The following is a 25,953-nucleotide window of genomic DNA, read 5'->3' as shown; positions in this document are numbered from 1 at the left end:
CATTCGGTGACTCAACGCAGCCGCTAGTCGATCGACAGGCGCTTTTCGGTCTTGGCGTCGAAGAGGTGCAGTTTGCCGATATCCGGCGTCATCCTGACAGTGTCGCCGGCGCGTAGCGAAAGCCGCTCCCTGACAGTGGCCACCAGCGGATCCGATCCGAGCCTGGCGTTAATCTGGGTTTCGGCTCCGGTCGGCTCGATCACCGCCACCTCGGCACTCACGCCGTCCTGCGTGATAATCAGGTGCTCCGGCCGAATGCCGTAAACCACCTCCGCGCCGCGCGCAGCCGCAGCGCTCTCCGGCAGTGGCAAGCGGGCCCCTCCGTCGGCGATGAATTCAAGCGGTCCGGACGCGCTGATCTTGCCCTTGATGACATTCATGCCCGGTGAGCCGATGAAGCCGGCAACGAAGAGATTGGCCGGCCGATCGTAAAGTTCGAGCGGCGAGCCGATCTGTTCTACGTAGCCGTCCCGCATCACGACGATCCGGTCGGCCATGGTCATGGCTTCGATCTGATCGTGCGTCACGTAGACCGTCGTCGTTTTCAGCCGCTGGTGCAACTGCTTGATCTCCGCGCGCATCTGCACGCGAAGCTTGGCATCGAGATTGGACAGGGGCTCGTCAAAGAGGAAGACTTGCGGCTGGCGGACGATGGCGCGACCCATGGCAACACGCTGACGCTGGCCACCGGAGAGGTTTCGCGGATAGCGGTCGAGCAGATGTTCGAGGCCGAGGATCTGTGCCGCATCGCGGACACGCGCCTTGATCTGCTCCTTCGGGGCTTTCGCCAGTCGCAGCGAAAATCCCATATTCGCTTCGACCGTCATATGCGGATAAAGCGCATAGGATTGAAAGACCATGGCAATGTCGCGCTCCTTCGGGGCGACATTGTTGACGACCTTGTTGCCGATAGAGACGTTGCCACCGGAGATTTCCTCGAGCCCCGCGATCATGCGCAGCAAAGTCGACTTGCCACAGCCGGAGGGACCGACGAGGATGACGAATTCTCCGTCGCGGATGTCGACGTCGACCCCGTGTAAAACTTCGAGGTGACCATAGTTCTTGCGGACATTTGCCACGTTGACGGACGCCATAACTGTCTCCGGCTGAAAAATCTGATTTCGGATCTGCGCTCGCTCGGAAAGAGCGACATGCGATGCTTCTGTTACCGAGGCGCCGTCGCGGTGGCGTAAGGAGCCAGCGCCGCATCAATGGCGGCTAGGCAAAGATCGCGGGCTTTCGGCGCGACACGCTTTTCGACCACATCAGGGTAGAGGCGGGCGAGATGCTGGCTGATCAGCGTTTCCGGGATTGCCTCCGGCAGCCGGGCGAGCAGTTCGTCGACTGCCGTTGCTGCCCGCGCGTCGGGCCAATAGTACCGGATGCGATCGCTATAACTGAAATGTCGCTGCAGGCGCTGTTCGTCAGTCGTGCCGCTGTAATGGCCGGCCCAGTGGCTGGGCCGAGCAAGCATGATCTCTTCCATCGTCGCCGCCAGCCCGCCGGCTCTCTGGCCCCCGGAGAGAATATCGGCGATCGCGTCGAGACCGTAGAGCGCCTCCCGCAATGCAAAGGTCAGGCCGGGACCGACTTTCAGGATCGCAAACCCGCCATCGACCAGCGTCGAAAGCGCGGCTGCCGGCTGGTAGTCGGTGGAATGGGCCTCGAACAGCAGTCCCTTCATCTCATCGAGCGCGGAGATCAGCTTCCGTGCACGCTCGGGCCTGTAGAGCGCGACATTGGCGTTGCCGAACTCGACGCCCGGCTGAACGACGATCGCGATGACGCGTTCCATCGCCGAACTTACGCCGGCTTCGGCAAAGGCCTGGCGGTGAACATCAAGCGTCCTGAGAGCTGCTTCCCGTCGCGTGATCTCCAGCTCGTCCAGCGCATGCGTCGCGCCACCGGGCGGTGGCACCTCGGTGCCGATGACATAGACCGGCAGACGTCGACCACTCCGACGAGCCGCCTCTTCGGCAGCTTTCGCCAGACGTGCTGCTCTTGCGGCGGTCAGTTCGTCGGCAAGCGCCACAGGCTCGCCAGCACAGCCCATCGAAGTGTCGAGATGCAGCTTCTCGAACCCGGCTTCGACATAGGCCGCCACCATGGTTTCGGCGCGCGCCATCGCATCCTCTGCAGCGAGCTTTCGCCATGGGTTCGGGCCGAGATGGTCGCCCCCGAGAATGATGYGTTCGGCGGCGAAGCCGACGCTTGCCGCGATACGCTCGATGAAGGTTCGGAAGTCCGCCGGCTTCATGCCGGTATAACCGCCTTCCTGATTGACCTGGTTGCAGGTCGCTTCGATCAGGACCGCCTCATTCTGCAGCACCGCACGTCGCAACGTAGCCTCGATGACCAGCGGATGGGCAGAACAAATCGATGTGATGCCGCGGGGCAGGGGCAGGTCTCTTGCGCCGAACAGCTTTGCCAGGGCGATCTGGCGGTTCGGATCGATGGCCGCGCTCATACCAATGTCACCACCTTGGTGAGATGACGCGGCGAGACGGTATCGATCTGCCTTGCCTGTGCGGCGCGTTCGCCGAGGATCTGCAGTGCCGGCAGAACGACGAGACCTGCAAGCGACAGATCGACGTCGACCTTAAGCTCCAGATCGCCTGGGCCGCCGAAACCGATAACGACGGCGCCTTTTTCGCGAAGCTCACCGGCGAGCTTTGCCTCGGCTTGTCTCTGGTCCGAGCTGTAGAGCATGATGGCGGCCGTCTTCTCGTCAACAAGGCTGATCGGCCCGTGGCGATATTCGAGCGGATGAAAAGCCTGCGTCATCAGCTGGCTCATTTCCATCAGCTTGAGCGCGCCCTCGAGCGCAATGCCGAAAAGCGGGCCGCCGCCCAGAAAGACGAAGTGTGAACGATCCTTGATGATGTCGGGCAGAGCGGCATCGAGCGTATTGGCGAGTTGACGTGCCGATGCAACGGTCGAGGCAGGCACGGTCTGACCGATCAGCTGCAGGCTGAGCAACACCATCAGGCTTGCCGAAACCGTCATGACGATGCCCTCTTCGGGATGGGTCGGGGAGCAGATCAGCTGGTCACAGTTCTTGGCAAGGGCGCTCTCGGGCTCGACCGTCACGGCAGTCACGAAGGCACCGGCGGCGCGACTTGCCTTTGCCGCGGCGACCGTTTCCGTCGTCTCGCCACTGCGCGACAGCGCGACTACATGGGTCTTCTGCCATTCCGGCCAGAAGTAGGCGGGTCGGTTCAACCATTCCGCGCCCGGAACCGCGATCGCCTTGCGCTTCAGGCTGTTGGCATAGGCGGCCAGAGACAAGGCGAGGTTGAAGGAAGTGCCGCAGCCGACGAAGACAAGGAGATCGTCCGCGCTGCCGCTTGCCGTATTCGAACCGATGGCTGTTTCCCAATAGGGAAACTGCTCGAAGATTACCTTTTCGGTCGTGTTCATGATGTCTCYGATTATTTGACCGAACCTGCCAGCAGGCCGCTGACGAGGTACCGGTTGAGGAAGATGACGACCAGGGCAGGGATGACGATGGCGATCGATCCGCTTGCCGTGATCAGTCCGTAGTCGATGAAGTTCTTGGTGACGAATTCGGGAATGAGAACCGTCAGGGGTTTCGTCGCTTGCGGCGAGAAAATGAGGGGAACGAGGTACTGGCCCCAGGCCCCCAGGAAGGTAAGGATGGCCGCCGCCGTCAGGCCGGGTCCGGCGAGCGGCAGCACGATGTTGAAGAAGATGAAGAGGCGGCCCGCGCCATCGAGCTGTGCTGCCTCTTCGAGGGCGATCGGAAGCTGCTCGAAGACGCTGCGCAACAGCCAGAGCGAGAGCGGCAGATAGGCCGAGACATAGATCAGCGAGACGCCGGTATGCGTGTCGACCAGATGCATCTTGATCATGATCTGATAGAGCGGGATGAGCACCGCATAGGCGGGGATTGCGAGTGTCGCGACGACAGCACCGAACAGCAGGTTACGCCCGGGAAAGCGCATCCTGGTGAATGCATAGGCGCCGAGCGCCGAGATCGCGACGCAGAGAGCCGTGGCGGCGGCCGACGTGATCACGCTGTTGAGCAGCGCAGCGCGGAACTGCTTCCACACCTCCACACCCCCAATCCGCGAAATGTTGATGCCGAGCAGGCGCGAATAATGGTCGAGCGTGAAATGCTGCGGGAAGAAATGGATCGGCCGCGTGGAAAAATCTTCCGTCGGCGTCACGGAGCTTGCGATCGTCCAGTAGATCGGGCCAAGCGACCAGATCAGCAGCACGGCAAGACCCGTCCATATCATCAGGCGATAGAGAATGGTTGGTTTCATCAGTCGAACCGTGTGTTGCGATAAACGCGGAGGACGTAGACGAGCGAGACGAGCAGCGAGACCAGCGTGATGACGACCGACAGAGCCATGCCGTAGGAGAAGCGAAGGTTCTGGAATGTCTCGAGATAGATCTGCACGAGGATCGGCCGCGTTTCGAGGCTTGATCCGGCGAGCACCCAGGCCTCGTCGAAGAGATTGAAGGCATTGACCGTCGCATTCGTCATGGCAACGGCGATGGCGCTGCGCACGAGCGGAAGTGTGACCAGGCTGAACATCTGCACGCGCGTCGCGCCGTCGATGCGGGCAGCCTCATAGAGATGCGCCGGGATGCTCTGCATGGCGGCGAGCACGATGACGATCGTCAGCGGCATCATGCGCCAGACATGCACGACGGTGACCGCGACGATGGCACTCGTCCGGTCGTTGAACCAGACATGATTTTCGAAAGGCAGGCCAAGCGCGACGAGAATGCCGTTCAACAGGCCGGCGCCGGGCTGATAGATCCACAGCCAGATGACGGAGTTGACGACGCCGGGTAAGGCCCATGGCAGGATGACAGCCGCAAGCACCCATTGGCGCCCGACTTTCATCTGATTGATGAGAGCCGCAGCAAGCACGCCGAAGACGGTCTCGGCAACGACGGCAAGGACGACATAGATGAGCGTGTTCGCCCAGGTCGTCGCCAGCTGGGCGTCCGACAGCATGCGTGTGTAATTTTCCAGTCCGACGAAAGGCGTTCCGGCCTGCATCGGATTGACCCGGTGCAGCGAGTCCCAGACCGTCCGGCCCATCGGATAGAAGACCAGAGCTGCCATCGTCACGAGGATCGGCAGCACCAGCAGCAGTCCGAGCATGGTGTCGGCGTTGAGGCCGACACTACGCTTGGCTGCGACACCTTGGGCGGTGACGACTGTCATTGCGCCATCGCCTGCTTGGCTGCATCGGCGATGCTCTGCATGGCCTGATCAACCGTGACCTGGTCCTTTGCCGCGCTGTTGATCGCCGTGTTCACCGCGCTCGAAAACTGCGGATACCACGGCGGCGTTCCCTGCTGGARCAGAGGCTCGACGGTCTTGGACTGGGCAACAAGTGCGTCGCCGCTCGTCAACTTGCCTTCCGTATTGAGTTCGGAGAGAGCCGAAGTGCGGGTCGGCAGGAAGCCGTTTGCCGCGTTCTTCTTCTGGAACTCCTTGCTGGTGAACCACTTGACGAAGGCGACCGCCGCTTCCTTGTTCTGCGAAACATTCGGAATGGCAAGCGCTTCCGGAAGGCCGAAGCTGCGCGTCTGACCGCTTTCGGTCGGCACGAGGATCGCTTCCACCTGGCCGGCGACCTTGGACTGCTTCGGATCGTTCATCTGGCCCAAGCGACCCGGCTCACCCGAGATCATGATGCTGGTGAGGCCCTGGGCAAACATGCTCTCATTGATCTGGCTGTCCTTGAGACCTGTCGAGGCCGGGTCGACCAGACCGTCCTTCAAGAGTTTCAGTTCGAAGGCGAGCGCCTTGTAGCCGGCTGAATCCGGGGTGAGGAACAGCGGCTTGAAGTCCTTGTCGAAGAGTTCGCCGCCAAAAGCCTTGGTCAACAGATACCAGCTCGTCGAAGCGCCTTCGGTTGCCGAGAGCGGCAGGCCGATCGGATAGGTCGAAATACCCTTCTCCTTGATCTTCTTTGCCGCCGTGACCAGCGCGTCAAGCGTCTTCGGCATTTCGGTAATGCCCGCATCCGCTAAATGCTTCTTGTTGACGAGCATCACGCGGAAGTCGTTGGTATAGGGCACGCCGAGCAACTGACCACCGACGGTGAAGATCTTGGCAACGCCGATATCCTCGATTGATTCCTTGTCGATCACATCATTCAGCGGCATGTACCAGCCGGCGGCGCTGAACTGACCCGTCCAAGACCAGTCGAATTCGGTAACATCGGCCGGCGCCGTGCCGGCGACCAGTGCCGTTACCAGCTTTGGGCGAATATCATCCCAGGAGAGGGTCTGGAGATCGACATGAATGCCGGTCTCCGCTTCAAAATCTGCCGMAACCGTGGCCCCCTGCGGCGATGGCATGAGCACGGTGATCGATTGGCCGGCAAGCGGCTTGGCGTCGTCGGCCATGGCGGGCAGGGCAATCGCAAGGGCGGCTGAGGCAAGCAAAGGTAATATGAATTTACGCATGTTCCCATCCTTTATCGTTGACAGTCATTGTCTTGATCGCGCGATCACGGTGTCGGCCGCAGCCGCGATTTGCCCGAACCAGCGCTCGTTCAGCGGCCAGTCGAGAAGTTGGGCGGCCGCCAGAAGCGCGCCGCCAATGGGAGGAAGTACGGGTGAAATCGCCCGCCGGCCGATCCGCCGTTCGACAGCTTCAAGCAAAAGGCGGCTGGAAAAGGTGCCGCCTGCATAGGTCCAGTCGGAGCCGGTTTCACAATGGCCCGATATCGCCCAATGGTGCTTGGCAAGCTCCTCGGCAGCCTTCTCGATCAGGTCAATCGCCATTTCGTCGCCTTGCTGAGCGGTTCGGTCGACGAGAATGGAGAGCGCGGCGATACCAGCGCGCGGCCTCGCAAGCCCGTTGATCCAGCCACCGAGAGCATTGATCGGATCGGAAATATCGAGCCGGAGGTGATCATAAATCGCCCTCGCCAGCGCCGTCGGCTTGCCACGTCCATCGAGGCTCTGGCTGATGAGATGCAGGGCTGCACGACCGATCCAGTAGCTGCTGCCCTCGTCGCCGATCAGATCGCCCCAACCGCCGGCGCGTGCGGAGGCTCCTGCTCCGTTGCGCGCCCAGGACATGGAGCCGGTCCCCGACAGAACGAGGATGCCCGGGCGACCGGCAAAGGCGCCGAGATGGGCGGCATCGACATCGTTGAGGACGGTCCTGAGGGTATCCGGAAAAGCTTCGTCGATGCATTGCTTCTGGAGAGCGGAGAGATGCGCAACTTCGCCATAGGCGGGCAGGGCAGCGCCGACGGCTGCCAGTCCCGGCTCATTGCGGAAGGGTTCGATATGCCGCTCCAGTTCCCGTCGCCAGTCCGGATTGTCCATCGGATTGACGCCGCCGCCGAGCGCGGCTCGCAGAATGTGGCCGTCCTTATTGGTCAGCGTGACGAGCACCTTGCTGCCGCCGCCGTCGATGCCGAGGATCAGCTCGTCGCTCATTCCTTTGCTCCCAGCTCGGCAAAGGTCGCATCGACACCGAAATTGGTGAGCTCGGAACGCCATTGCGGCGTCAGGCTCTTGTCGGTGATGAGCTTCGCAACATTCAGCGGAGCGACCTTGTAGGTGGCCATCGTCCCGAATTTCGAGGAATCGGCGAGCACATAGCCGTTGGCAGAACGGGTGAGCATGCGCCGGTTCAGGCTGGCTTCGGCACTGTCCACGCTGTAAATCGCGCCGTCGGGGCTGATGGCGCTGGCTCCGAGAAACAGCTGATCGAACCAGATCGTTTCGAGCATCGCCTCGGCCTGCGGGCCGACGAGCGAAGCGTTTTCGCTGCGCAGCTGGCCGCCGAGAAGGACGACCTCAAGGTTCGGAATGTTCAGAAATTCCTGAGCGACGATCAGGCCGTTGGTGAAGATGCGCAGCGGTATCGGGTTGATGCGGATGAGCCGGGCAAGCTGAAGAACCGTCGTCCCGGCGTCGAGGAAGATAGCGGTTCGGGGCAGCAGCAGCTCGTAGGCCGCATTGGCAATCGCGCGCTTGGCCGAAAGCTGGCGCTTTTCCCGCTCCTGGAAGGCCATTTCGACCGAGGAACCCTCGGCGATGCGGGCGCCGCCATGCACGCGGTCGATTGCTCCATCCTGTTCCAGAATCTGCAGGTCTCGGCGCACGGTGGCCAGCGAAGCACCCACCGCATCGGCCAGATCCTGAATGGTGGAAAAGCCATTCGCATAGAGATGGCTTCTGATGGCATCGAGCCGGTCAGTTTTCACTCCGCCACTCTGGTTCACCGACCATCCCCTGTCGTAATTTCGTTTATTTGCGTCAAAGTTCTCACTCGATACGATCAATGTCAATCATAATTATGATCGTTTATGATTTTTTTGATAGCGCCAGCTGAGCGCTGAAAAAGCAAACGAAAGGCGCGCCGTCCCGAAAGACGGCGCGCCTCATGATGGATCTGGAAGCCTCTGACCGGGCTCAGTGGTACTTCGGCAGAAGGTCGCCATGTTCGTCGATCAGGTCGTCGACCAGGCTCCAGATCTCGTCTGGCGAGAGTTCGGCCGATGTATGCGGATCGAGGAGGGCTGCCTGATAGATGCGGTCGCGTTTCCCCGTCAGCGCTGCCTCGACTGTCAGCTCCTGAACCGAGATGCTGAGCTTCATGACAGCGGCGAGCTGCGAGGGGATCCTGCCGATGCGGGTCGGCTGGATTCCGTTCCTGTCGACATGGCAGGGCACTTCCACGATGCATTCGGCCGGAAGGTTTTCGATCAGGCCATTATTGGGAACATTGCCATAGATCAGTGCCGGATTGCCGGTAACGGCGGMGTGAATGATGCCGGCTGCATATTCGTTGCTGCGGCAGACGTCGATCGGTTTGTCGCCTTCGAGCTCCCGGCGAAGGGCATGCCATTCGGATATCTGCCTTTCACAGCGGCTGATATATTCGTCGAGCGGGATGTTGAGCTTTTCGATGAGCTCAGGGCGCCGGCCCTTGATATACCAGGACGTATATTCGGAGAAATGTTCGCTCGATTCCGTCACGAAATGGCCGAGCCGCTTGAGTACATCGAAGCGCACCCGGTCATCGGATGGCACGCGTCCCTCGCCGGCCAGAGCCCTCAGGCGGGGATAGAGATCCTCGCGTCTGCCATCGGCATGCAGTTTCTCGTATTTCAGGAAAAAGGCGACATGGTTGATGCCTGCCGAAATGTAGTTGATGTCGGCGATATCCTCGTCGAGGCACGAAGCGAGATGAGCGGCCGTATGCTGGACGCTGTGGCAAAGGCCGACCGTGCGGATGGATGGCGCCAGCTCCTTGATTGCCCAGCAATTGATCGCCATCGGGTTCACATATTGCATCAGCAGCGCATCGGGGCAGACCTCTTCCATATCGCGGCAGATTGCCTCCAGCACTGGAATGGTGCGAAGTCCGCGGAAGATCCCGCCGATGCCGAGCGTATCGGCAATGGTCTGCCGCAGACCGTATCTCTTCGGCACGTCGAAATCCGTCACGGTGGCGGGCTTGTAGCCGCCAACCTGCATCATCAGGATAACGAAATCCGATCCGCGCAGCGCTTCGCGGCGATCAAGGGTGGCCTCGACCTTGACCCTCTGCAGATTGAGCGCCTCGCAGATGCGGCGCGCAACGATCTCCGATGTCTTCAGCCGTTGGGGATCGATATCAAACAGGCTGATCACATAGTCGCTGCCCGAGGGGGTAGAGAGCACGTCCCCCAGAATGTTCTGTGCAAAAACGGTGCTGCCGGCACCCACGAGGCAAATCTTCGGCATTTCGGTCTCCCGCGATTTAAAGGTGCMATAGTCGTGCCTCTTCCAAATCAGAATTTCTTCCTGTTATTGAAGGGAGTATTCCCGGATTGAAGCGTGGCTGAGCATGAAAGACGATCAACACAACAACAGCGGCGAGTGGACGGGGTCGCCACGAGGCTTCCTGATCGAGCGTCATACGGCCGATGCCATGAGCGCCGCGCACTGGCACGATCATGTCGAGATCAACCTGCTTCTCGATGGCGCCATGACCTATCTCTTCAATGGTCGGCAGGAACGGGTTGAGGCCGGGCGCCTTGTCCTCTTCTGGGCGGCCATTCCCCACCAGACGATCCTGGTGACGCCGGAGGCGCCGCTCATCTGCATCTACCTTCCGCTCGTCGACTTTCTCGCTCTCTCCATCGACAAGAAGGCGAGACAGGCGATCATGCAGGGTGCCTTCGTGGTCGAACCCAGTCGTCGCGAGACGACGCCGCTCAATGTTTCTGCCTGGGCCGAGGAGTGGAGCGGGGGCGATCCCGTCCGGCGCCAGCTGATCGCCGAGGAGGCCAAGCTCAGGGTGCGTAGGCTCATCCTCGATCACGCCACTGATCAAGGCTCGTCCATTGCAGCCGTTGTGACACCCGTCAGCCCCGCCATCCGCCATTCGGAGGTGCTGACCGACCTGATCAACCGGCATTTTTCCGAGCCGCTCAACCTGGCGGATCTTGGAAAACGCGCCAATGTGCATCCAACCACCGCCAACCGGGCATTTCGCGACGTGCTCGGCATTTCTGTGATGGAATATCTGACGCGCTATCGCCTCGCGAGAGCAATGCAGCGGCTGGTCGAGACCGAGGACGCAATCCTGGAAATTGCCCTCGATTGCGGTTTCGGCTCCAGCAGCCGCTTCTACGACATTTTCAAACAACGGACCGGCTCGACACCCAGGCAGTTTCGCCTATCGCTCGGCAAGTCGTGAGGCATGACAAAGTTGGATCAGAATTTCGGCGAGGCGCAGCTTCGGGACGATGCGGCTATCGAATCTTCTCGCCAGCGCGCTAGAGTTTGCAGAGGATCCACCCGAACGGATTGAGGCCCATGACAAGTGACAGCAAAGATCCCGCCGGCACCCTGGCGTCCCTGGCAACGATCGAGGACTTTTGCCGAAAGATCTTCCTCGCCGCGGGTGCGGACCAGCAGACGGCGGATGCGGCGACACGGGGGATGCTGCATGGCACGCGCTACGGCATCGACAGCCACGGTGTGCGCCTTCTCCCACATTATGTGAAGGGCTTGACGGAAGGACGCCTCAATCCACGTCCTCATGTCGCACTGGCAAACACGTTCGGTGCCGTCGCCTCGCTCGATGCGGACAATGGCCATGGTGCGCTCGCGACCTATACGGGGATGGAGCATGCGACGCGCCTTGCCGGGGAATTCGGGATCGGTGCGGTTGCTATCCGCAATTCTTCGCATTTCGGACCGGCAGGTGCCTATGCATTCCATGCCGCCCTGCGTGGCTTCATCGGCTTTGCCTTCTGCAATTCCGACAGCTTCGTGCGTCTGCACGATGGCGCCATGCGCTTTCATGGCACCAATCCGATTGCCTGCGCCGTGCCGGTCAGGGGTGGTAACCCGTGGCTTTTCGACATGGCGACGAGTGCCGTGCCCTATAACCGGGTGCAGCTCTATCGCAGCCTTGGCCGCCAACTTCCCGAAGGCGTCGCCTCCGATGAGCGGGGTTACGACACGACCGACCCCGATGTGGCCGACATGCTGGCGCCGCTCGGCGGGGAATTCGGCTTCAAGGGCGCGGGGCTTGCGGGTATTCCGGAGATATTGAGCGCAGTGCTGACAGGCATGAAACTGAGCTTCGATATCGCTCCGATGCCCGGCCCTGATTTTTCGACGCCACGCGGCCTCGGTGCCTTCGTCATCGCGCTTAATCCCACCGCTTTTCTCGACATTGAAACCTTCGATGCCGCCATGAAGCGCTACGTCGAAACCTTGAGATCTTCCCCGGCGCGCGAAGGCTTCAGGGTGCTGGCGCCCGGAGACCGCGAATGGGCCGTCGCCGCCGAGCGGGAAATGCATGGCGTTACGCTCGACCCTGCGACAATCGAAGCCTTCAGAACGCTTGCTGCCACTTATCAACTGGTCAGCCCGGCCTGAATGCTTGCGACAGATTGACGCACAACTTTCCCAATGATACCTTTGGTCTAATTGGTCAGGCCAGTTGACCAGTTGTGCGCTTGAGGAGAAGCGCGCCGGGGAGGCCACAATGTTTTCGGCAGTTGAATCACGCCGCCTTTACAGGCAGGTGGCAGATCAGATTCGTCTGATGGTCATCCGGGGCGAACTCGTCGTCGGCCAACGGCTTCCCGCCGAGCGGGAGCTCGCGGAGCAACTTTCGGTTTCGCGCCCTACGCTGCGCGAGGCGCTGATCGTGCTTGAAGTCGAAGGCTACATCAACATTCGCATGGGCTCCGGCATCTACATAACGGGCAAACACGCCGCCGAAGTGACCGGCAACGAGCGTGAGCCGGCAGAAGGCCCTTTCGAACTGCTGCAGGCACGCGCCATCATCGAATGCGCGATATCGGAGGAAGCAGCAAAGAGCGCCCGTCCGGAAGACATTGCTGTTCTCGACGAGGCGCTGAGAGCGATGAGCGGCGTGGTGGAGGATGCACGCGCCGTACTTGTCGCCGACCGCGCCTTTCATACCGGCATCGCCGCAATTATCGGCAATGCGACCTTGATCCGAGTCACCGGCGAAATGTTCGATATGCGCATGACGCCGTATTTCGAGAAGCTCGCCAGCCATTTCGAAGGGCCGGTGTCGTGGCGCAGCGCGCTGGAAGAGCACCGGGCTATCCGCGACGCGATCGCCGCGGGTGACGCGGCGGGGGCAAAGGCGGCTATGCGCACGCATCTCACGAATTCGCAGAAGAGATTTTCCGAAAGCTTCGGGGAGGAGTTTTCGGGCGAGGAGGGGCGCGGCCACGCGGCCGGGCCAAACAAGGGAAAAGCAGCCACTTAACGAGATCTCAAGAGGAGAGAGCGATGAAGTTGAAACTGACGACGATACTCTGCACTGCCGCCGCAATCATGGCGACGACGGCGATCGCACATGCCCAGACGGTACTGAAGTGGGCGCATGTCTACGAGACCTCGGAACCGTTCCACACCGATTCCCTCTGGGCCGCGGAAGAGATCAACAAGCGCACCAACGGCCGTTACAAGATTGAAGTCTATCCGGCCTCGCAGCTCGGCAAGGAAGCCGATATCAACCAAGGCCTCAAGCTCGGAACGGTCGACATCATCATTTCCGGATCGAGCTTTGCCGCCCGCGACTACAAGCCGATCGGCGTCACCTATTTTCCCTATATCTTCCGCAGCCCGGAACACCTGATTGCCTATACCAAGAGCGATGTCTTCAAGCGCCTCGCCAAGGGTTATGAAGACAAGACCGGCAACCATATCGCCGCCGTCAGCTATTACGGCACACGCCATACCACCGCCAACAAGCTGATCGCCAAATGCGCCGACATGCAGGGCCTGAAGATCCGCGTGCCTGACGTTCCGGCCTATCTCGCCATGCCGCGCGCGTGCGGCGCCAACACCACGCCGATAGCCTTTGCCGAAGTCTATCTCGCTCTTCAGAACGGCACGGTCGAGGCCCAGGAAAACCCGCTGACGACGATCGAGGCCAAGAAGTTCTACGAAGTGCAGAAGAACATCATTCTGACCGGTCATATCGTCGACCACCTGAATACGGTGATCTCGAAGACGCTTTGGTCGAACCTTTCGGACGAAGATAAGAGGACCTTCGGCGACGTCATGCAGGAGGCGGCCGAGCGCACGACCAAGACCATCGAAGGCAAGGAAAACAGCCTGATCACAACCTTCAAGGAGAAGGGTCTGAGTGTGACCGAGGTCGACAAGGCCGATTTCGAGAAGACGGTTGCGGAAAAGGTCAAGTTCGAGGATTTCGGCTACGAAAAGACCGATTGGGAAGCGATCCGCGCGATCCAGTAAGTGCCCGGGGGCGCGCCGCCTGAGCGCCGCGCGCCCTTCCTTCCCAACCGGAACAAGGCCGATCATGTCACAAGAAGTCCATACGCAAGTCACTGCCGAGGAGATCGGCCACGAATTCGAAGGGCATGCGCCCACCGCCAATATCTCGGACTACGCCATCGAAGACTGGATCACCCTGATCGTCTTCTGGCTGATGGCTGGTTGCGTCTTTCTGCAGTTCTTCACCCGCTATGTTCTGAACAACAGTTATGCCTGGACCGAAGAGATCGCCGTCAACTGCCTGATCGGCGTCGTCTTTCTCGGCGCCGTCATGTGCGTGCGCACATCGCGCCATATCCAGGTKGATGTCTTCTACCACTACATGCCGGCAGGCCTCGCGCGCGTGCTCGCAACCTTCGTGGACATCGTCCGCATCGGCTTCTTCACCTATGGCTGCTATCTGATGTGGCGCTATGTGCAGATCGTCGCCGACGAGCAGATGGTCACCGTCGACCTGCCGCGCAACATCGTCTTCTACAGCGTGCTTGCAGCCTTCGTGCTGATGCTGATCCGTGCGGTGATCGTCTTCATCGCCAATATGCGCCGCGGCTACTCCGTTCTGGAGCGCCCCGAAGAATTCCACGCTGTCGAAGGATGACCTGATGCTGCTCTTGCTTGGCTCATTTCTGGTACTGATGCTGATCGGCGTGCCCGTCGCGATCTCAATGGCCGTCGCATCCGTTCTCTATATCGTCCTTTACGGCGTTGCGCCCGACATCATTGTCGCCCAGCGCATGATCGCAGGCGTCGAAAGCTTCCCGCTTCTCGCCGTGCCCTTCTTCATCCTTGCCGGCAACCTGATGAATTCTGCGGGTGTCACAGGCCGCATCTATTCCTTCGCCGTCGCGCTTGTGGGCTGGATGAAGGGTGGTCTTGCACAGGTCAACATTATCGGTTCCGTCATCTTCTCAGGCATGTCGGGCACCGCGCTTGCCGATGCAGCCGGCATCGGCACAATCGAGATCAAGGCGATGAAGGATCACGGATACCCGGTTGAGGCCGCGGTCGGAGTGACGGCGGCATCCGCAACGCTTGGTCCGATCTTTCCGCCATCCTTGCCCTTCGTGATCTACGGCATGATGGCGAATGTCTCGATTGGTGCTCTTTTCATGGCCGGCATCCTGCCCGGCATCGTCATGACGCTGCTGATGATGATCACCGTCGCCGCTTTTGCTTATGTGAAGCGCTGGGGCTCCGATGCGCCGTTCGACGTCAAACAGCTCCTTTCCGCAGGTTTGGAGATCGTCGTCGTTCTGCTCGTGCCGCTGTCGATCTACGTGATGATGCGATCAGGCGTATCGATGAACGCTGCGGCCGGCATTGCCCTTGCCGTGCTTCTGGCGCTCGACTGGTATTTCCGCTTTTCCGCCGTCATGGCGCTGATGACGCCGGTCATCCTGATCGGCGGAATGACGATGGGCTGGTTCACGCCGACTGAGGCTGCCGTCGCCGCTGTCCTCTGGTCCCTGTTTCTCGGCCTAGTGCGCTACCGAACGATGACGTTCTCGACGCTTGCCAAGGCGAGCTTCGACACGATCGAGACGACAGCCTCCGTTCTCTTCATCGTCACTGCTGCCTCGGTCTTCGCGTGGTTGCTGACGGTGAGCCAGGCCGCACAGCTTCTGTCCGATACGATCCTGTCCATCACTGACAATAAGTGGGTTTTCCTGATCCTGGTGAATCTGTTGATGCTGTTCGTCKGCTGCTTCCTGGATACAATTGCTGCTATCACCATCCTCGTGCCGATCCTTCTGCCGATCGTTGCGAAGTTTGGCATTGATCCGGTGCAATTCGGCCTCATCATGACCCTGAACCTGATGATCGGGCTCTTGCATCCGCCGCTCGGCATGGTGCTCTTCGTGCTATCGCGGGTGGCGAAACTTTCCGTCGAACGGACGACGATGGCGATCTTGCCCTGGCTGGCACCGCTCTTCATCGCCCTGATCCTGATCACCTTCATTCCCTCCGTATCCCTCTGGCTGCCACAGCAGCTCGGATTGCTGAAGTAGGAGGGTTCGATGCAGACTCGGCTGGCACGGCTTTATGCAAAGGGCGATCTCAGGATCGAGACTGATCCGGTCGCAGCCCCCGGCCCGGGCGAGGTGCTTTTGAAGATGGCAGCCGCAGGTATCTGCGGCTCCGACCTGCATTATTACCAGGATGGCGGTTTCGGGCCGGTCAGGGTTCGCGAGCCGATGATCCCCGGCCACGAGGCCGCCGGAACCGTGGAGCAGGCAGGTGAGGGCGTCACCCTGAAGGCCGGAGCGCTGGTCGCAGTCAATCCGAGCCAGCCCTGCGGTGCTTGCGAATATTGCCGTATCGGCTTGCCGATCCACTGCCTCGAAATGCGCTTCATGGGCAGTGCGATGCGCCTGCCGCATGAGCAGGGCATGTTCCGGGAATGGCTGGTGGTGCCGGCCAGACAATGCGTCGAGGTTGGAGCCTCGACAACACCGGCGGAAGCGGCCTGCAGCGAGCCGTTATCCGTCTGCCTGCATGCCGCAACACGTTCGCCCGGCATTGCCGGCAAAAAAGTCCTGGTGACGGGCGCCGGACCGATCGGTTCCCTGATGGTTGCCGTTATCAGACATTATGACGCCGGCGAGATCGTCGTCACCGACCTTGCCGATGCGGCGCTCGCGCGGGCGAAAGCAATGGGAGCCAGCCGCACGATCAACGTGGCGCGGGATACAGCTTCATTTGCCGAATTTCAGACGGGAAAAGGCTATTTCGATCTCGTATTCGAATGTTCTGCAGCCGCTCCGGCCATCCACAGCGCAATCGCCGCAATCCGYCCCCGCGGCACCATCATCCAGGTCGGCGTCACCGGAGACGTTCCGTTGCCCCTCAACGCCATCGTCGGCAAGGAGCTGCACATCCACGGGACGCAGCGCTTTCACGAGGAGTTTACKACCGCTGTCGACCTGATTTCCCGCCGGAAGATCGATGTGCGGCCGATCATCAGCCACAGCCTGCCGCTCCAGGACGCCGTTTCAGCCTTTACCATTGCGGGCAACCGTTCGCTGGCCTGCAAGGTGCAACTGACTTTCCAGTCGTCCTAGACAACGGTCTCGCCGCCATCGACGACGAGGATTTGGCCCGTCATGTAGGAGGAACGGTCCGAGACCAGGAACAGGATCGGTTCGGCGATCTCCGAAACATCCGCCCAGCGGCCGAGCGGTACCTTTTCGGCAATGTAGCCTTCGATCGCTTCGCGGCCGCCCATCTGCGCAATGAATGGCTCATTGAATGGCGTGTCGACCCATCCGGGGCAAAGCGCATTCACGCGAATGCCGAATTTCGCATAGTCGCCCGCCATCTGCCGGGTCATGGCGATGACAGCATGTTTGGTCGTCGTATAAGCGATCATTTCGCGGTCGTAGAGCACGCCCGACGACGAGGACGTGTTGAGGATTACGCCTTTGCCTGCCTTTTTCATTATGGGCATGACGAAGCGCGCGGCCATGAAATGCGCCCGCACATTCAGGCTCCAGGACCTGTCGAAGCCTTCGACAGCAACCTGTTCCAGATCGCCGGCCACCTGTGCGCCGGCGTGATTGTGGAGGATGTCGATCCGGCCGTGGCGCGCGGCAACAGCGGCAATGCCGGTTTCAAGCGCCTTGTCATCGGTGACATCGACCACCAGGCTTTCGGCGCTGCCGCCCGCCTCGGCAATCTGGCTGACGGTCTCTTCAGCGTTCCGGAAATCGATATCCGCAGCGACGATATGGGCGCCTTCGCGCGCGATGATCAGCGCGCCGGCCCGCCCGATGCCTGAGCCTGCTCCGGTGACGATTGCAACGCGATCTCTCAGTATCATGGCATTTCCCCGGTCAGTTTGTCGTTGTCTTTTCGCGCATCAGGAAGCGCGCGATGAGAATGAGGGCAAGCGAGGCGATCAGCACCATCGTCGCGACTGCATTGATTTCAGGTGTCACGCCGCGGCGGATGGAGGCGAAGACATAGATCGGCAGCGTCGTGTTGGAGCCCGCCACGAAGAAGGCGATGATGAAATCGTCGAAGGAAAAGGTGAAGGCGAGCAGAAAACCCGCCAGGATCGACGGCATGATCTGCGGCAGTACGATCTGCCGAAAGGTCGTGAACGGTGTCGCGTAGAGATCGCTCGAAGCCTCGACGATATCGCGCCCAAGGCTCGCGATGCGCGCCTTCACGATCATCGTCACCAGAGCCATGGTGAAGAGCCCGTGGGCGGCAATGATCGAGCCATAGCCGAGTGCGAGCTTCGGAGGCTGGTCACCCGGCCAAAGAGCGGCGATAGCAGGGTTGATGAAGCCGAAGACTTCGACGAGGGCAACCAGCGTCGCAATGCCGATGACGACACCGGGCACGACGATCGCCGCAGCAAAGAGACCGTCGAAGATGGCGCGCGTCCGGGCACCGAGCCGCTCCATGCCGATGGCAGCCATGGTGCCGAAGATCGCGGCGAGTGCTGCGCTGGTAAAGGCGATGATCAGGCTGTTGCGCAGCGCTTCCATCAGGAAGGTGTTGGAAAGCGCTCGACCATACCATTGCGTCGAGAAGCCGGTAAACTCGCTGGCATTGCGTCCCGCGTTGAAGGAGAACAGCACGACGAGCGCGATTGGCGTGTAAAGGAACAGATAGACGAAGATCACGAGTGCGCGCATCAGATGAGATCCACCTGGCGGGTACCTGCGACGCGCCAGGCAATGCGCATGGCGACAAGCAGCACGATGACGACGACGGCAACCAGTGTGACGGCAATCGCCGATCCAAAGGGCCAGTTGCGTGATTGCAGGAAGAGGTCAACAAGTGCATTGCCGATGAAGAACACCTTGCCGCCGCCGAGAAGCTGCGGGATCAGGTACTCCCCGAGAAGCAGGATCGTCACCAGCGCAACGCCGGTCATGACACCCGGTAGCGACAGGGGCAGCGTGATGCCGAAGAAGGTCGAGATAGGCTTCGCGCCAAGGTCGGCCGAGGCTTCGAGCAGCCGGCGGTCCAGCTTTTCGAGGCTGACATAAATCGGCATGATCATCAGCGGCAGGTAACCGTAGACGATGCCGAGCAGCACGGCGCCGGGCGTATTGATCAGCCTGATATTTTCGATGCCGACGAATTCAAGCAGATGCGGAATGCCACGGGCGCCGAGCAGATACATCCAGGCATAGGTGCGCACCAGAAGGCTGGTCCAGAAGGGAACGACGACCAGCGAGACGAGCAGCAGCCGGCGCTGCGGGCTCGCCTTGACCGCCAGGTAATAGGCAACCGGATAGGCGATGATGAGGCAGGCGGCCGACCCGATCGGCGCCAGGATCAGCGTATTGACGAAGGCGGCCGACCGCGCTCCGAGATTGGCAAACTGCTCGAAGGTGAAACCCGCCTGATAACCGCCTTCCGGCGCCCGCTCGCCAAAGGCGAAGACGATGATGGCGATAAAAGGCAGCACCAGGAAGACGAATAGCCAGGCGCTTGCCGGGCCGACAAGGGCGACGGTGATTAAACGCCGTTTGGTGGCATGGGTCAGGGACATGGCTGGTGTCGTTATCCGCCGGATCTGAGAGCTGAACCGGCCCCCATGGCAAAGTGTGGGGGGCCGGAATTCAAAGATGGAATTATGCGGACTTGAAGCGCGCCATCAGTTCGGCACGACCCGGATCGGTGAGCGTCACGGCGGCGCCGAATTCCAGCGGGGTAAGTGCTGCTTCGTCAGGATAGACGATTTTGTTGGACGTGACCTCCTTCGGCAGCAGCGCGATGACGCGGCTGTCGGTGGTCGGTGCACCGTTGGCGATGTGCTCCTTCACCGCGTTCTGCGGGTCCATCAGGTAGTTGAGCAGCGCATAGCCAGCAGCCTTGTTCGGCGCATCCTTGGGGATCGCATAATAGTCGGTCCAGATTTCGCCGCCGTCGGTGCCGAGGATATAGGCAAGTTCCGGCATGTCCCGGTTGAGCTGCGCGCCATCATTGGTCCAGCACATGGTGAGCCACGCATCGGTGGAGCGCATCGACGGCTGGTAGTCGGAATTGATTGCGAAGAGATGCGGCTTGACCTTGATCAGCAATTCTTCCGCCTTGGCAAGCTCGTCGGCCTTGATCGAATTGAAGTCATAGCCGAGCGAGACAAGCGCACTGCCAATCGTCGTCAGCTGGTAGTCGTGCACCATGGCACGGCCGTCGGCTTCCGTCTGGGCGATCTCGAAAAAGTCCTTCCAGCTCGAAAGCTTGGTCTTGATCTTGGACGTATTGACGGAGAAGCCTGTCGTGCCCCAGTTCTTCGGCACGGCATAGGTCTTGCCGTCGATCTGGCCCTCCTTGGTGAAACGCGGGCTTTCGCTTGCCTGGCTGAAATTCGGGATCTTCGAAAGGTCGAGTTCCTCGATCAGGCCGAGCTTGTGATGGGTCGAGATCGTGTAGTTGGTCGGCACGAAAAGCGACCAGCCGGAGGCGCCGGCCTGAAGCTTGGCAAGCATTTCCTCGTTCGAACCGAAGACGTTGACTTCGACGGCAACGCCGGTTGCCGCCTTGAAGTTCTCGAAGGTTGCCGGATCGTGATAGTTCGGCCATGTGGCGATCGACATCTGCGTGCCGAGGTCGTCTGCCGCATAGGCAGGCGTCGACAGTGCGCCCGGGAAGCGCGACAGCACGGCGGTCGCAAGACCGAGGCCGGTGATCCCGAGGAAGTGGCGACGACTGACTGAGCCGCGCTTCAGGCGCATGAACTCGTCCATGAAGCCTTCGGCGGAAATGGGGAGATTGTCCTTATAATCCTTGCTCATGATGCTGTTCCCTTGTTTTGGTTTATGCATTCGACGCTGGAAAGACATGGATGGCTGCAGGGTCGAAACCGAGGAAAACCTCCTCGCCCGGCTCCACGAGATCACTCTCGTTCATGCTGCGGCGATCGGCGGTGATCAGGAAATCGCCAAGCCCCGGCACGCTCACGGCATATTCTGCCGATGAGCCGAGGAAAATGCGGTGCGTCACAGTTCCCTTGAATGACGTGCCTGTTACCGTCGCCTGACGCGTCAGACGGATTGCCTCAGGGCGAAGAGCCGCAATGACCTCTCCTGGCGCGAGCCGTTTGCCGGAGGCGATTGCTGAACCATCGGCCAGCCGCAGCGTGGCGCCATCAGCCTCCATCGCCGCAGTGATGCGGTTCGTCTTGCCGACGAAGTCGGCGACGAAAAGATCGGCCGGGCGGTCATAGACTTCCTGCGGGCTGCCCAATTGTCGGATGCGTCCGGCACTCATGACGCAGACGACATCGGCCATCGAAAGTGCTTCCTCCTGGTCATGGGTGACGAGGACGAAAGTGATGCCGAGTTCGCGCTGCAGGGTCTGCAACTCGATCTGCATCGCCGAGCGCAGCTTCTTGTCGAGTGCGGCCAGAGGTTCGTCGAGCAGCAGCACGGAAGGCCGGTTGACGATGGCCCGGGCAAGCGCCACGCGCTGTTGCTGGCCGCCCGACATTTCATGAATCCGCCGCTTGGCAAAGCCGCCGAGCCGGACCATCTCGAGCGCCTCGGCGACACGGCGGTCGATCTCGGCCGCTCCGATCCTCGGGCGCATTTGCTTCAGGCCGTAGGCGACATTCTGCTCGACGTTGAAATGCGGAAACAGCGCGTAATGCTGGAACACCATGTTGACGGGTCGGCGATAGGCCGGAACGCCATTCATCTCGTGCCCGTCGATCAGCACCGTGCCTTCGCTCGGCTGCTCGAAGCCGCCGATCATGCGCAGGCAGGTCGTCTTGCCGCAGCCGGAAGGCCCAAGCAGCGCCAGAAATGCGCCCTTGGGCACAGTAAGGTTGATGTCCGTTACAGCGGTCACGGCGCCATAGTTCTTTGTGACCGAACGGAATTCGATATCGTTCGTCGAAGCGGATGCCACGTCTGTTCCCTGCGGTTGGTTGGAATGGCAGTCTATCGCTGCCTTATTGCCACCGTCGTTAAGGAAAGAGTAAGCCTGAGCTTCCTGCACGGTATATACCCCGAGAGAGGTATTTTGGCGCACAACGTTTCGTGGAAGGTGTATATCCGGGCTGCGGGAAATTGCGTGGAACGGCGGAGGGGAAGGGCTAGTGAGTATCGAGCTGGAGACGCTGTTTGCCGCCTTCAAAACCACGGTCGGCAAGTCGGCCATGGCGGATGCGGGCTTCGGCGATACATTCCGCCAGATGATGGCCGCACTGGTGCGCTTCGACTATGTCGTCGTCTTCGCCTATCGGGCAAAAGAGCGGCCGATCGATCTTTACAGCACCTTCGATCGCGAAGAGAACGTCGTTTTCGTGACGCTCTATCAGGCAGGACCTTACCTGCTCGATCCCTTCTACCACACTGCTCGGGAGCGGCGCGAAGGCGTCTTCCGGATGCGCGAGCTTGCGCCGGACCGGTTCTTTTCCAGCGAATACTATCGCACCTATTATGTGCAGACCGGACTAGCCGAAGAAATTGGCTTCTTCGTGCCCGTCGATGGCGATATCACAGTCGTGCTGTCGCTGATGCGGCGCGAAAAGACCGGCGCTTTTCCGCCCGCCGAATTCGCTACTCTGAAGAAGGTCGAGCCGCTTGTGGCCAGCATGGTGAAACATTATTGGGCCGGACTTGCGCCACGCTTCGACGCGCAGCTTGCGGCAAGAGGCAGGAGCCGCCGCAAAAACGAGGGCATCCCGCGCGTCGATACTGTCTGGCACGACCTCAACCTCACGGGCCGCGAAACGGCCATCGTCGAACTGGTGCTGCAGGGCCACTCGTCGGAATCGATCGGACTGAAGCTCAACATTTCGACKGGAACCGTGAAGGTTCACCGCCGAAACGTCTATCGCAAGCTCGGCATCTCCTCGCAGACGCAACTGCTCTCGCTCTATCTGAAAAATCTGAGCTGACCGATCGCGGTGTGCGCCTGAACCTGCTGTTAGGTGCGCACCTCTGCCTCACGCAGTGAAATCAGCCGTCGTGCCGTCTCGTCCCAGAGGATGAGCTTCACGCAGCTGAGGCTGTCGCGAATATTGATGCGCCCAAGCTTCGCCAACTCCGGATAGTCACGCAGCACTTCCGGCAACCTGTAAAATGGCACTCGGCTCGACAGATGGTGGACATGGTGCATGCCGATATTGGCAGTGATCCATCGCAGGGGGCGCGGTAGATCATAATGCGAGGCGCCATGCATGGCGGAATAGGGGAACGTCCATTCCGGAGGTTTGGACCAGTGCGTGTCTTCGAATTGGTGTTGAACGTAGAACAGCCAGACGCCAGCCGATCCGGCAAGCAGAACGGTTGGCAAATGGATCAGCAGAAAGGGAACGATCCCGACGGCCCAGATGAGGAGAATGGCGAGTGCAGCAATGCCGGCGTTTGTCGCCATCGTCGAAATCCAGGGCAGCGCCCCGGAGCGCATCATGCCGAACGGCAGCCTTTGCTTGAAGAGAAAAAGATAGGCAGGGCCAATGCCGAACATGACCAGAGGATGTCGATAGAGGCGATAGGCGAGTTTTCCTCGACCCGTCAAGGCGCGATATTCCTCGACCGTCAGCGTGGTGATATCACCGACCCCCCTCTCATCCAGATTGCCGGCTGAGGCATGGTGTTCCGCGTGTGCGCGGCGCCAATAGTCGTAAGGTGTGAGCGTGAGGATGCCGATCACGCGCCCTGTCCAGTCATCCCACTGACGCCGTCCGAAAAACGAGCCATGCCCGCAATCATGTTGCAGCATAAAGAGCCGTAAAAGGAATCCGGCTGCCGGGACGACAAGGATTATGCCGAGCCAATAGCCGAAATGGATCGCGACCCCCGCTGCTGCCCAAAAAAGGACAAACGGGATCAAGGTCACGGCCAGTTCATATAGGCTTCKGCCTGTATTGGGTTTTCGGTAATTCGAGAGAATCTTGAGCCAGGCTTTTTCGGCACCGGCGTCTTGGCCGGCCGTCATCGTTACGTTCATAGTCGGTCGGCGTCTTTCTGTTGGGCAGCGCTGCGGAAGAAATGTTCGGCATGCTGATAGTCATTTTCTGCGCCGATCCGGTCACCGGCCAAAGACTTCAGCTCGGCAAACTGAAGGTACTGCTTGTATCGATCCAGCAGGCGCTGCTTCGATGGTGTAGCACTTCTGTTGGGGTGGGCGAAATGGTGATTATTCATGAGAAATCCGAACCGMGAAGGTTCGCTCCTGATTGTCTGGAAATGATTGCTTGGGCGCTCGTCGGCGATGATCCRCCGTCGCAGCTCGCCACTCGTGCCTTGGCACGGGGTCTATGCCCAGAAGCAGCATTCAACTGCGGCTACCACAAATTGCTGAGGGGAGGGTCGCAAGTGTGCGTCGGCAATCGGACAACGGAGCTTGTCTCATCGAGGATACAATGTCCCCGGATTTTTATGGTGTTACCGCAGCATTGTGGCTGCATCACGTCCGAAATGCCTTTCAATATCCGGATCGACAGAATTGTGCGGCCGTTTCCCTCACCGACTGTTGAGCTGAGGGTCGACGCGGGCTATCAGGACGGCGACACATTCCCGGCTCCGAGAGGCGCATCTGACAATGACTCCCTTATACTTGGTTACCCATTCAGGCGGCTTCCACGCCGATGAGCTGCTTTCGAGCGTCATTCTGACCCGGCTGTTCCCACAGGCCAGGATCATTCGCAGCAGAAATGTCGAATGGACCACACCGGCCACCGATCGCATCATCTACGACGTCGGCGGGCAGTATGATCCCGCAGCAGGTATTTTCGACCACCATCAGCGTGGCGCGCCCATGCGTGAGGACGGACGGCCCTACAGTTCCTTCGGGCTCGTCTGGAAACACTATGGGGCTGATTATCTTGCAGCCCTTGGCGTGCCCGAAACGCATATTTCATCGGTGCATGCTTCCTTCGACTTCAAGTTCGTCTTGCCGGTCGATCTGACTGACAATGGTGCGCTTGATCCTTCCATCGCAGGCGAGCTGGCAGGCCTTACACTGCCGGCCCTGCTGGAAACCTTGAAACCGGTTTTCGATGCCAAGGATCCCGAGGCCGATGACCGGGCGTTCCACGCCGCCCTTTCGATTGCGCGAAGCTTCGTGGAGGCCGGTATCGCAACGCAGGCTGCGAAACTCCGCGCGGAAGCCCTTGTTCTCAAGGCGATCAACGAGACAGGCGAGGGGCATGTTCTCGAATTGCCAATGGGCATGCCTTTTCGCGCGGCGATCGTAAGAGCGAAGGCGGATCATCTGCTTTTCGTCGTTCACCCACGGGAAAACGACTGGTGCCTGACCGGCATCCGCCGCGCTGACGAGGGCTTCGAGCTGCGCGCCGATTTGCCTGCATCCTGGGCGGGATTGACTAGCCAGGAGCTCGAGCGTGTCTGCGGCGTCGAAGGAGCGACTTTCTGCCACAAGGGCCTCTTCATCGCTGCCGCAAAAACCCGGGAGGCAGCACTTGCGATGGCGCAAATCGCCGTAGACGAGGCGCTGTCCTAGGACAATCGGCGTACGTCGGCGACGTCGTTCCGCGCCTATGAGGACAGCCGATCCGATGGTGGCGACGAAGCGATTTGTCGGCCGGCTTGCGCGCAGCTTCGCTTGCGATCATGGTCACCGGCATGATGATTGAGGTTATGCAACGTCCTCGTCTGCTGCCGCAGAGAAGCTTTCCGCGCTACGCCTATTTGCCCGGTCGGATGCCCCATCCCGTACGGGATCCGGCAGGGCACAGTTACCAGGTTGAGCCTGCACCGATTCTTCCGACACTCGATTCCGATGAATTCGCGTGGGGCGCGGACCTTTTCAACCATGGCTATTACTGGGAAGCGCATGAGGCCTGGGAGGGGATTTGGCAGGTCGCGGAGAGAGGCAGTGCGCTACGCGCCTTGCTCAAGGGCTTGATCCTGCTCTCCGCTGCCGGTGTGAAGATCCGCGAAGGCAAACGCACACCGGCTATGCGTCATGCTGGCCGCGCCGCCGGGCTGCTTCGTCAACTATCGAAAGTCCCGCATGACGCCTTTTCGCAGGCACTCGGAATGTCGCCAGCGATGCTTGCTGACAGAGCAGAAGCATCAGCAAGCWTTCCGCCGGTTTTGCGGACGACCGGGCCGGGACAGCCTGAACCAGTCTACGATTTCATTCTTGGAAATTTGCGAAGCTTTGCGCCATAAAGGATTTATTGGCAGCTCTGTTTGAGACGACAATATGGGCAAT

The 25,953-nt window shown here is 60.3% G+C and carries 26 protein-coding genes; 10 read left to right on the top strand and 16 right to left on the bottom strand.

Annotated features, from left to right (window positions below; genetic code table 11):
• Positions 1 to 23: 23 nt before the first annotated feature.
• From AC1DNW_RS16040 to melA, 9 genes are all read right to left on the bottom strand, one after another.
• Positions 24 to 1,094 (bottom strand): ABC transporter ATP-binding protein, encoded by a 1,071-nt coding sequence (locus tag AC1DNW_RS16040; RefSeq protein ID WP_477853530.1) that lies wholly within the window; start codon positions 1,092 to 1,094, stop codon positions 24 to 26.
• Between the two features lie 71 nt (positions 1,095 to 1,165).
• The gene (locus AC1DNW_RS16035) at positions 1,166 to 2,467 is read right to left on the bottom strand and encodes a D-tagatose-bisphosphate aldolase, class II, non-catalytic subunit (protein WP_477853528.1); all 1,302 of its coding nucleotides are present in this window, start codon (positions 2,465 to 2,467) and stop codon (positions 1,166 to 1,168) included.
• Positions 2,464 to 3,420: an SIS domain-containing protein gene (locus AC1DNW_RS16030; protein WP_113307542.1), complete on the bottom strand. Its 957-nt coding sequence runs from the start codon at positions 3,418 to 3,420 to the stop codon at positions 2,464 to 2,466. Before AC1DNW_RS16030 ends, AC1DNW_RS16035 begins: the two co-directional genes overlap by 4 nt.
• Before the next feature lie 11 nt (positions 3,421 to 3,431).
• The gene (locus AC1DNW_RS16025; RefSeq protein WP_113307543.1) at positions 3,432 to 4,289 is read right to left on the bottom strand and encodes a carbohydrate ABC transporter permease; all 858 of its coding nucleotides are present in this window, start codon (positions 4,287 to 4,289) and stop codon (positions 3,432 to 3,434) included.
• Positions 4,289 to 5,206: a carbohydrate ABC transporter permease gene (locus AC1DNW_RS16020; RefSeq protein ID WP_477853526.1), complete on the bottom strand. Its 918-nt coding sequence runs from the start codon at positions 5,204 to 5,206 to the stop codon at positions 4,289 to 4,291. Before AC1DNW_RS16020 ends, AC1DNW_RS16025 begins: the two co-directional genes overlap by 1 nt.
• The gene (locus AC1DNW_RS16015) at positions 5,203 to 6,459 is read right to left on the bottom strand and encodes an ABC transporter substrate-binding protein (protein WP_477853524.1); all 1,257 of its coding nucleotides are present in this window, start codon (positions 6,457 to 6,459) and stop codon (positions 5,203 to 5,205) included. Before AC1DNW_RS16015 ends, AC1DNW_RS16020 begins: the two co-directional genes overlap by 4 nt.
• A gap of 24 nt (positions 6,460 to 6,483) precedes the next feature.
• Entirely contained in the window at positions 6,484 to 7,446 is a 963-nt protein-coding gene (locus AC1DNW_RS16010; RefSeq protein ID WP_477853522.1) for an N-acetylglucosamine kinase, read from the bottom strand.
• On the bottom strand, positions 7,443 to 8,237 hold the full coding sequence (locus AC1DNW_RS16005) for a DeoR/GlpR family DNA-binding transcription regulator (protein ID WP_113296557.1): 795 nt from the start codon (positions 8,235 to 8,237) through the stop codon (positions 7,443 to 7,445). Before AC1DNW_RS16005 ends, AC1DNW_RS16010 begins: the two co-directional genes overlap by 4 nt.
• Positions 8,238 to 8,427: 190 nt before the next feature.
• Positions 8,428 to 9,744 carry an alpha-galactosidase gene (gene melA / locus AC1DNW_RS16000; RefSeq protein ID WP_477853520.1) on the bottom strand — a complete coding sequence of 439 codons (1,317 nt, stop codon included), beginning with the start codon at positions 9,742 to 9,744 and terminating at the stop codon, positions 8,428 to 8,430.
• Positions 9,745 to 9,847: 103 nt separating this feature from the next.
• Here melA and AC1DNW_RS15995 point away from each other — a divergent pair, with 103 nt between their 5' ends.
• The 7 genes from AC1DNW_RS15995 to AC1DNW_RS15965 all read left to right on the top strand — a co-directional run bounded on the left by AC1DNW_RS15995 (position 9,848) and on the right by AC1DNW_RS15965 (position 16,862).
• Complete coding sequence (locus AC1DNW_RS15995; protein WP_477853518.1) at positions 9,848 to 10,702, top strand: helix-turn-helix domain-containing protein; 855 nt, start codon at positions 9,848 to 9,850, stop codon at positions 10,700 to 10,702.
• A 119-nt stretch (positions 10,703 to 10,821) separates the two neighbouring features.
• A complete protein-coding gene (locus AC1DNW_RS15990) occupies positions 10,822 to 11,895 on the top strand; it encodes an Ldh family oxidoreductase (RefSeq protein ID WP_477853516.1) in 1,074 nt (357 codons plus the stop codon).
• A 109-nt stretch (positions 11,896 to 12,004) separates the two neighbouring features.
• Positions 12,005 to 12,763 (top strand): FadR/GntR family transcriptional regulator, encoded by a 759-nt coding sequence (locus AC1DNW_RS15985; protein WP_113307551.1) that lies wholly within the window; start codon positions 12,005 to 12,007, stop codon positions 12,761 to 12,763.
• A 23-nt stretch (positions 12,764 to 12,786) separates the two neighbouring features.
• Entirely contained in the window at positions 12,787 to 13,761 is a 975-nt protein-coding gene (locus AC1DNW_RS15980; protein ID WP_477853515.1) for a sialic acid TRAP transporter substrate-binding protein SiaP, read from the top strand.
• A 64-nt stretch (positions 13,762 to 13,825) separates the two neighbouring features.
• Positions 13,826 to 14,398, top strand: coding sequence for a TRAP transporter small permease (locus tag AC1DNW_RS15975; RefSeq protein ID WP_113296551.1), 573 nt, complete (start codon positions 13,826 to 13,828; stop codon positions 14,396 to 14,398).
• Positions 14,399 to 14,402: 4 nt separating this feature from the next.
• Complete coding sequence (locus tag AC1DNW_RS15970; protein WP_477853513.1) at positions 14,403 to 15,809, top strand: TRAP transporter large permease; 1,407 nt, start codon at positions 14,403 to 14,405, stop codon at positions 15,807 to 15,809.
• A gap of 9 nt (positions 15,810 to 15,818) precedes the next feature.
• Complete coding sequence (locus AC1DNW_RS15965) at positions 15,819 to 16,862, top strand: L-idonate 5-dehydrogenase (protein ID WP_477853511.1); 1,044 nt, start codon at positions 15,819 to 15,821, stop codon at positions 16,860 to 16,862.
• Here the strand turns inward: AC1DNW_RS15965 and AC1DNW_RS15960 are convergent.
• The 5 genes from AC1DNW_RS15960 to AC1DNW_RS15940 form a co-directional block, all read right to left on the bottom strand.
• Positions 16,859 to 17,620, bottom strand: coding sequence for an SDR family NAD(P)-dependent oxidoreductase (locus tag AC1DNW_RS15960; RefSeq protein ID WP_477853509.1), 762 nt, complete (start codon positions 17,618 to 17,620; stop codon positions 16,859 to 16,861). The two genes, AC1DNW_RS15965 and AC1DNW_RS15960, sit on opposite strands and share 4 nt — an antisense overlap.
• Positions 17,621 to 17,633: 13 nt before the next feature.
• Positions 17,634 to 18,446 carry an ABC transporter permease gene (locus tag AC1DNW_RS15955; protein WP_477853507.1) on the bottom strand — a complete coding sequence of 271 codons (813 nt, stop codon included), beginning with the start codon at positions 18,444 to 18,446 and terminating at the stop codon, positions 17,634 to 17,636.
• Complete coding sequence (locus tag AC1DNW_RS15950; protein ID WP_115037314.1) at positions 18,446 to 19,312, bottom strand: ABC transporter permease; 867 nt, start codon at positions 19,310 to 19,312, stop codon at positions 18,446 to 18,448. The genes AC1DNW_RS15955 and AC1DNW_RS15950 overlap by 1 nt, the downstream gene beginning before the upstream one ends.
• Before the next feature lie 82 nt (positions 19,313 to 19,394).
• Positions 19,395 to 20,558, bottom strand: coding sequence for a polyamine ABC transporter substrate-binding protein (locus tag AC1DNW_RS15945; RefSeq protein WP_113296545.1), 1,164 nt, complete (start codon positions 20,556 to 20,558; stop codon positions 19,395 to 19,397).
• Positions 20,559 to 20,580: 22 nt separating this feature from the next.
• A complete protein-coding gene (locus AC1DNW_RS15940) occupies positions 20,581 to 21,672 on the bottom strand; it encodes an ABC transporter ATP-binding protein (protein WP_113296544.1) in 1,092 nt (363 codons plus the stop codon).
• 190 nt (positions 21,673 to 21,862) lie between these two features.
• On the opposite strand from AC1DNW_RS15940, the gene AC1DNW_RS15935 reads away from it, so the two are divergent.
• Complete coding sequence (locus tag AC1DNW_RS15935) at positions 21,863 to 22,666, top strand: helix-turn-helix domain-containing protein (protein WP_113296543.1); 804 nt, start codon at positions 21,863 to 21,865, stop codon at positions 22,664 to 22,666.
• 29 nt (positions 22,667 to 22,695) lie between these two features.
• Here AC1DNW_RS15935 and AC1DNW_RS15930 read toward each other — a convergent pair whose 3' ends face one another.
• Both AC1DNW_RS15930 and AC1DNW_RS15925 read right to left on the bottom strand, forming a co-directional pair.
• Positions 22,696 to 23,721, bottom strand: coding sequence for a fatty acid desaturase family protein (locus AC1DNW_RS15930; RefSeq protein ID WP_113296542.1), 1,026 nt, complete (start codon positions 23,719 to 23,721; stop codon positions 22,696 to 22,698).
• On the bottom strand, positions 23,718 to 23,918 hold the full coding sequence (locus AC1DNW_RS15925; protein WP_477853504.1) for a DUF4167 domain-containing protein: 201 nt from the start codon (positions 23,916 to 23,918) through the stop codon (positions 23,718 to 23,720). Before AC1DNW_RS15925 ends, AC1DNW_RS15930 begins: the two co-directional genes overlap by 4 nt.
• Before the next feature lie 397 nt (positions 23,919 to 24,315).
• Here AC1DNW_RS15925 and AC1DNW_RS15920 point away from each other — a divergent pair, with 397 nt between their 5' ends.
• Complete coding sequence (locus AC1DNW_RS15920) at positions 24,316 to 25,236, top strand: MYG1 family protein (RefSeq protein ID WP_477853503.1); 921 nt, start codon at positions 24,316 to 24,318, stop codon at positions 25,234 to 25,236.
• Positions 25,237 to 25,310: 74 nt separating this feature from the next.
• Positions 25,311 to 25,910 carry a DUF309 domain-containing protein gene (locus tag AC1DNW_RS15915; RefSeq protein ID WP_477853501.1) on the top strand — a complete coding sequence of 200 codons (600 nt, stop codon included), beginning with the start codon at positions 25,311 to 25,313 and terminating at the stop codon, positions 25,908 to 25,910.
• The last annotated feature ends 43 nt before the right edge of the window (positions 25,911 to 25,953 follow it).

The organism is Rhizobium sp. 05L429 (assembly GCF_056397645.1).
Note: the sequence above shows the minus strand (reverse complement) of the source record. Positions and strands in the feature narration are given on the sequence as shown.

Excerpts from the sequence above, each read along its gene's own strand:
- AC1DNW_RS16040 (WP_477853530.1), bottom strand. The coding sequence starts at position 1,094 with ATGGCGTCCGTCAACGTGGCAAATGTCCGCAAGAACTATGGTCACCTC.
- AC1DNW_RS16030 (WP_113307542.1), bottom strand. The coding sequence starts at position 3,420 with ATGAACACGACCGAAAAGGTAATCTTCGAGCAGTTTCCCTATTGGGAA.
- AC1DNW_RS16025 (WP_113307543.1), bottom strand. The coding sequence starts at position 4,289 with ATGAAACCAACCATTCTCTATCGCCTGATGATATGGACGGGTCTTGCC.
- AC1DNW_RS16020 (WP_477853526.1), bottom strand. The coding sequence starts at position 5,206 with ATGACAGTCGTCACCGCCCAAGGTGTCGCAGCCAAGCGTAGTGTCGGC.
- AC1DNW_RS16010 (WP_477853522.1), bottom strand. The coding sequence starts at position 7,446 with ATGAGCGACGAGCTGATCCTCGGCATCGACGGCGGCGGCAGCAAGGTG.
- AC1DNW_RS15995 (WP_477853518.1), top strand. The coding sequence starts at position 9,848 with ATGAAAGACGATCAACACAACAACAGCGGCGAGTGGACGGGGTCGCCA.
- AC1DNW_RS15990 (WP_477853516.1), top strand. The coding sequence starts at position 10,822 with ATGACAAGTGACAGCAAAGATCCCGCCGGCACCCTGGCGTCCCTGGCA.
- AC1DNW_RS15985 (WP_113307551.1), top strand. The coding sequence starts at position 12,005 with ATGTTTTCGGCAGTTGAATCACGCCGCCTTTACAGGCAGGTGGCAGAT.
- AC1DNW_RS15980 (WP_477853515.1), top strand. The coding sequence starts at position 12,787 with ATGAAGTTGAAACTGACGACGATACTCTGCACTGCCGCCGCAATCATG.
- AC1DNW_RS15960 (WP_477853509.1), bottom strand. The coding sequence starts at position 17,620 with ATGATACTGAGAGATCGCGTTGCAATCGTCACCGGAGCAGGCTCAGGC.
- AC1DNW_RS15955 (WP_477853507.1), bottom strand. The coding sequence starts at position 18,446 with ATGCGCGCACTCGTGATCTTCGTCTATCTGTTCCTTTACACGCCAATC.
- AC1DNW_RS15950 (WP_115037314.1), bottom strand. The coding sequence starts at position 19,312 with ATGTCCCTGACCCATGCCACCAAACGGCGTTTAATCACCGTCGCCCTT.
- AC1DNW_RS15945 (WP_113296545.1), bottom strand. The coding sequence starts at position 20,558 with ATGAGCAAGGATTATAAGGACAATCTCCCCATTTCCGCCGAAGGCTTC.
- AC1DNW_RS15925 (WP_477853504.1), bottom strand. The coding sequence starts at position 23,918 with ATGAATAATCACCATTTCGCCCACCCCAACAGAAGTGCTACACCATCG.
- AC1DNW_RS15920 (WP_477853503.1), top strand. The coding sequence starts at position 24,316 with ATGACTCCCTTATACTTGGTTACCCATTCAGGCGGCTTCCACGCCGAT.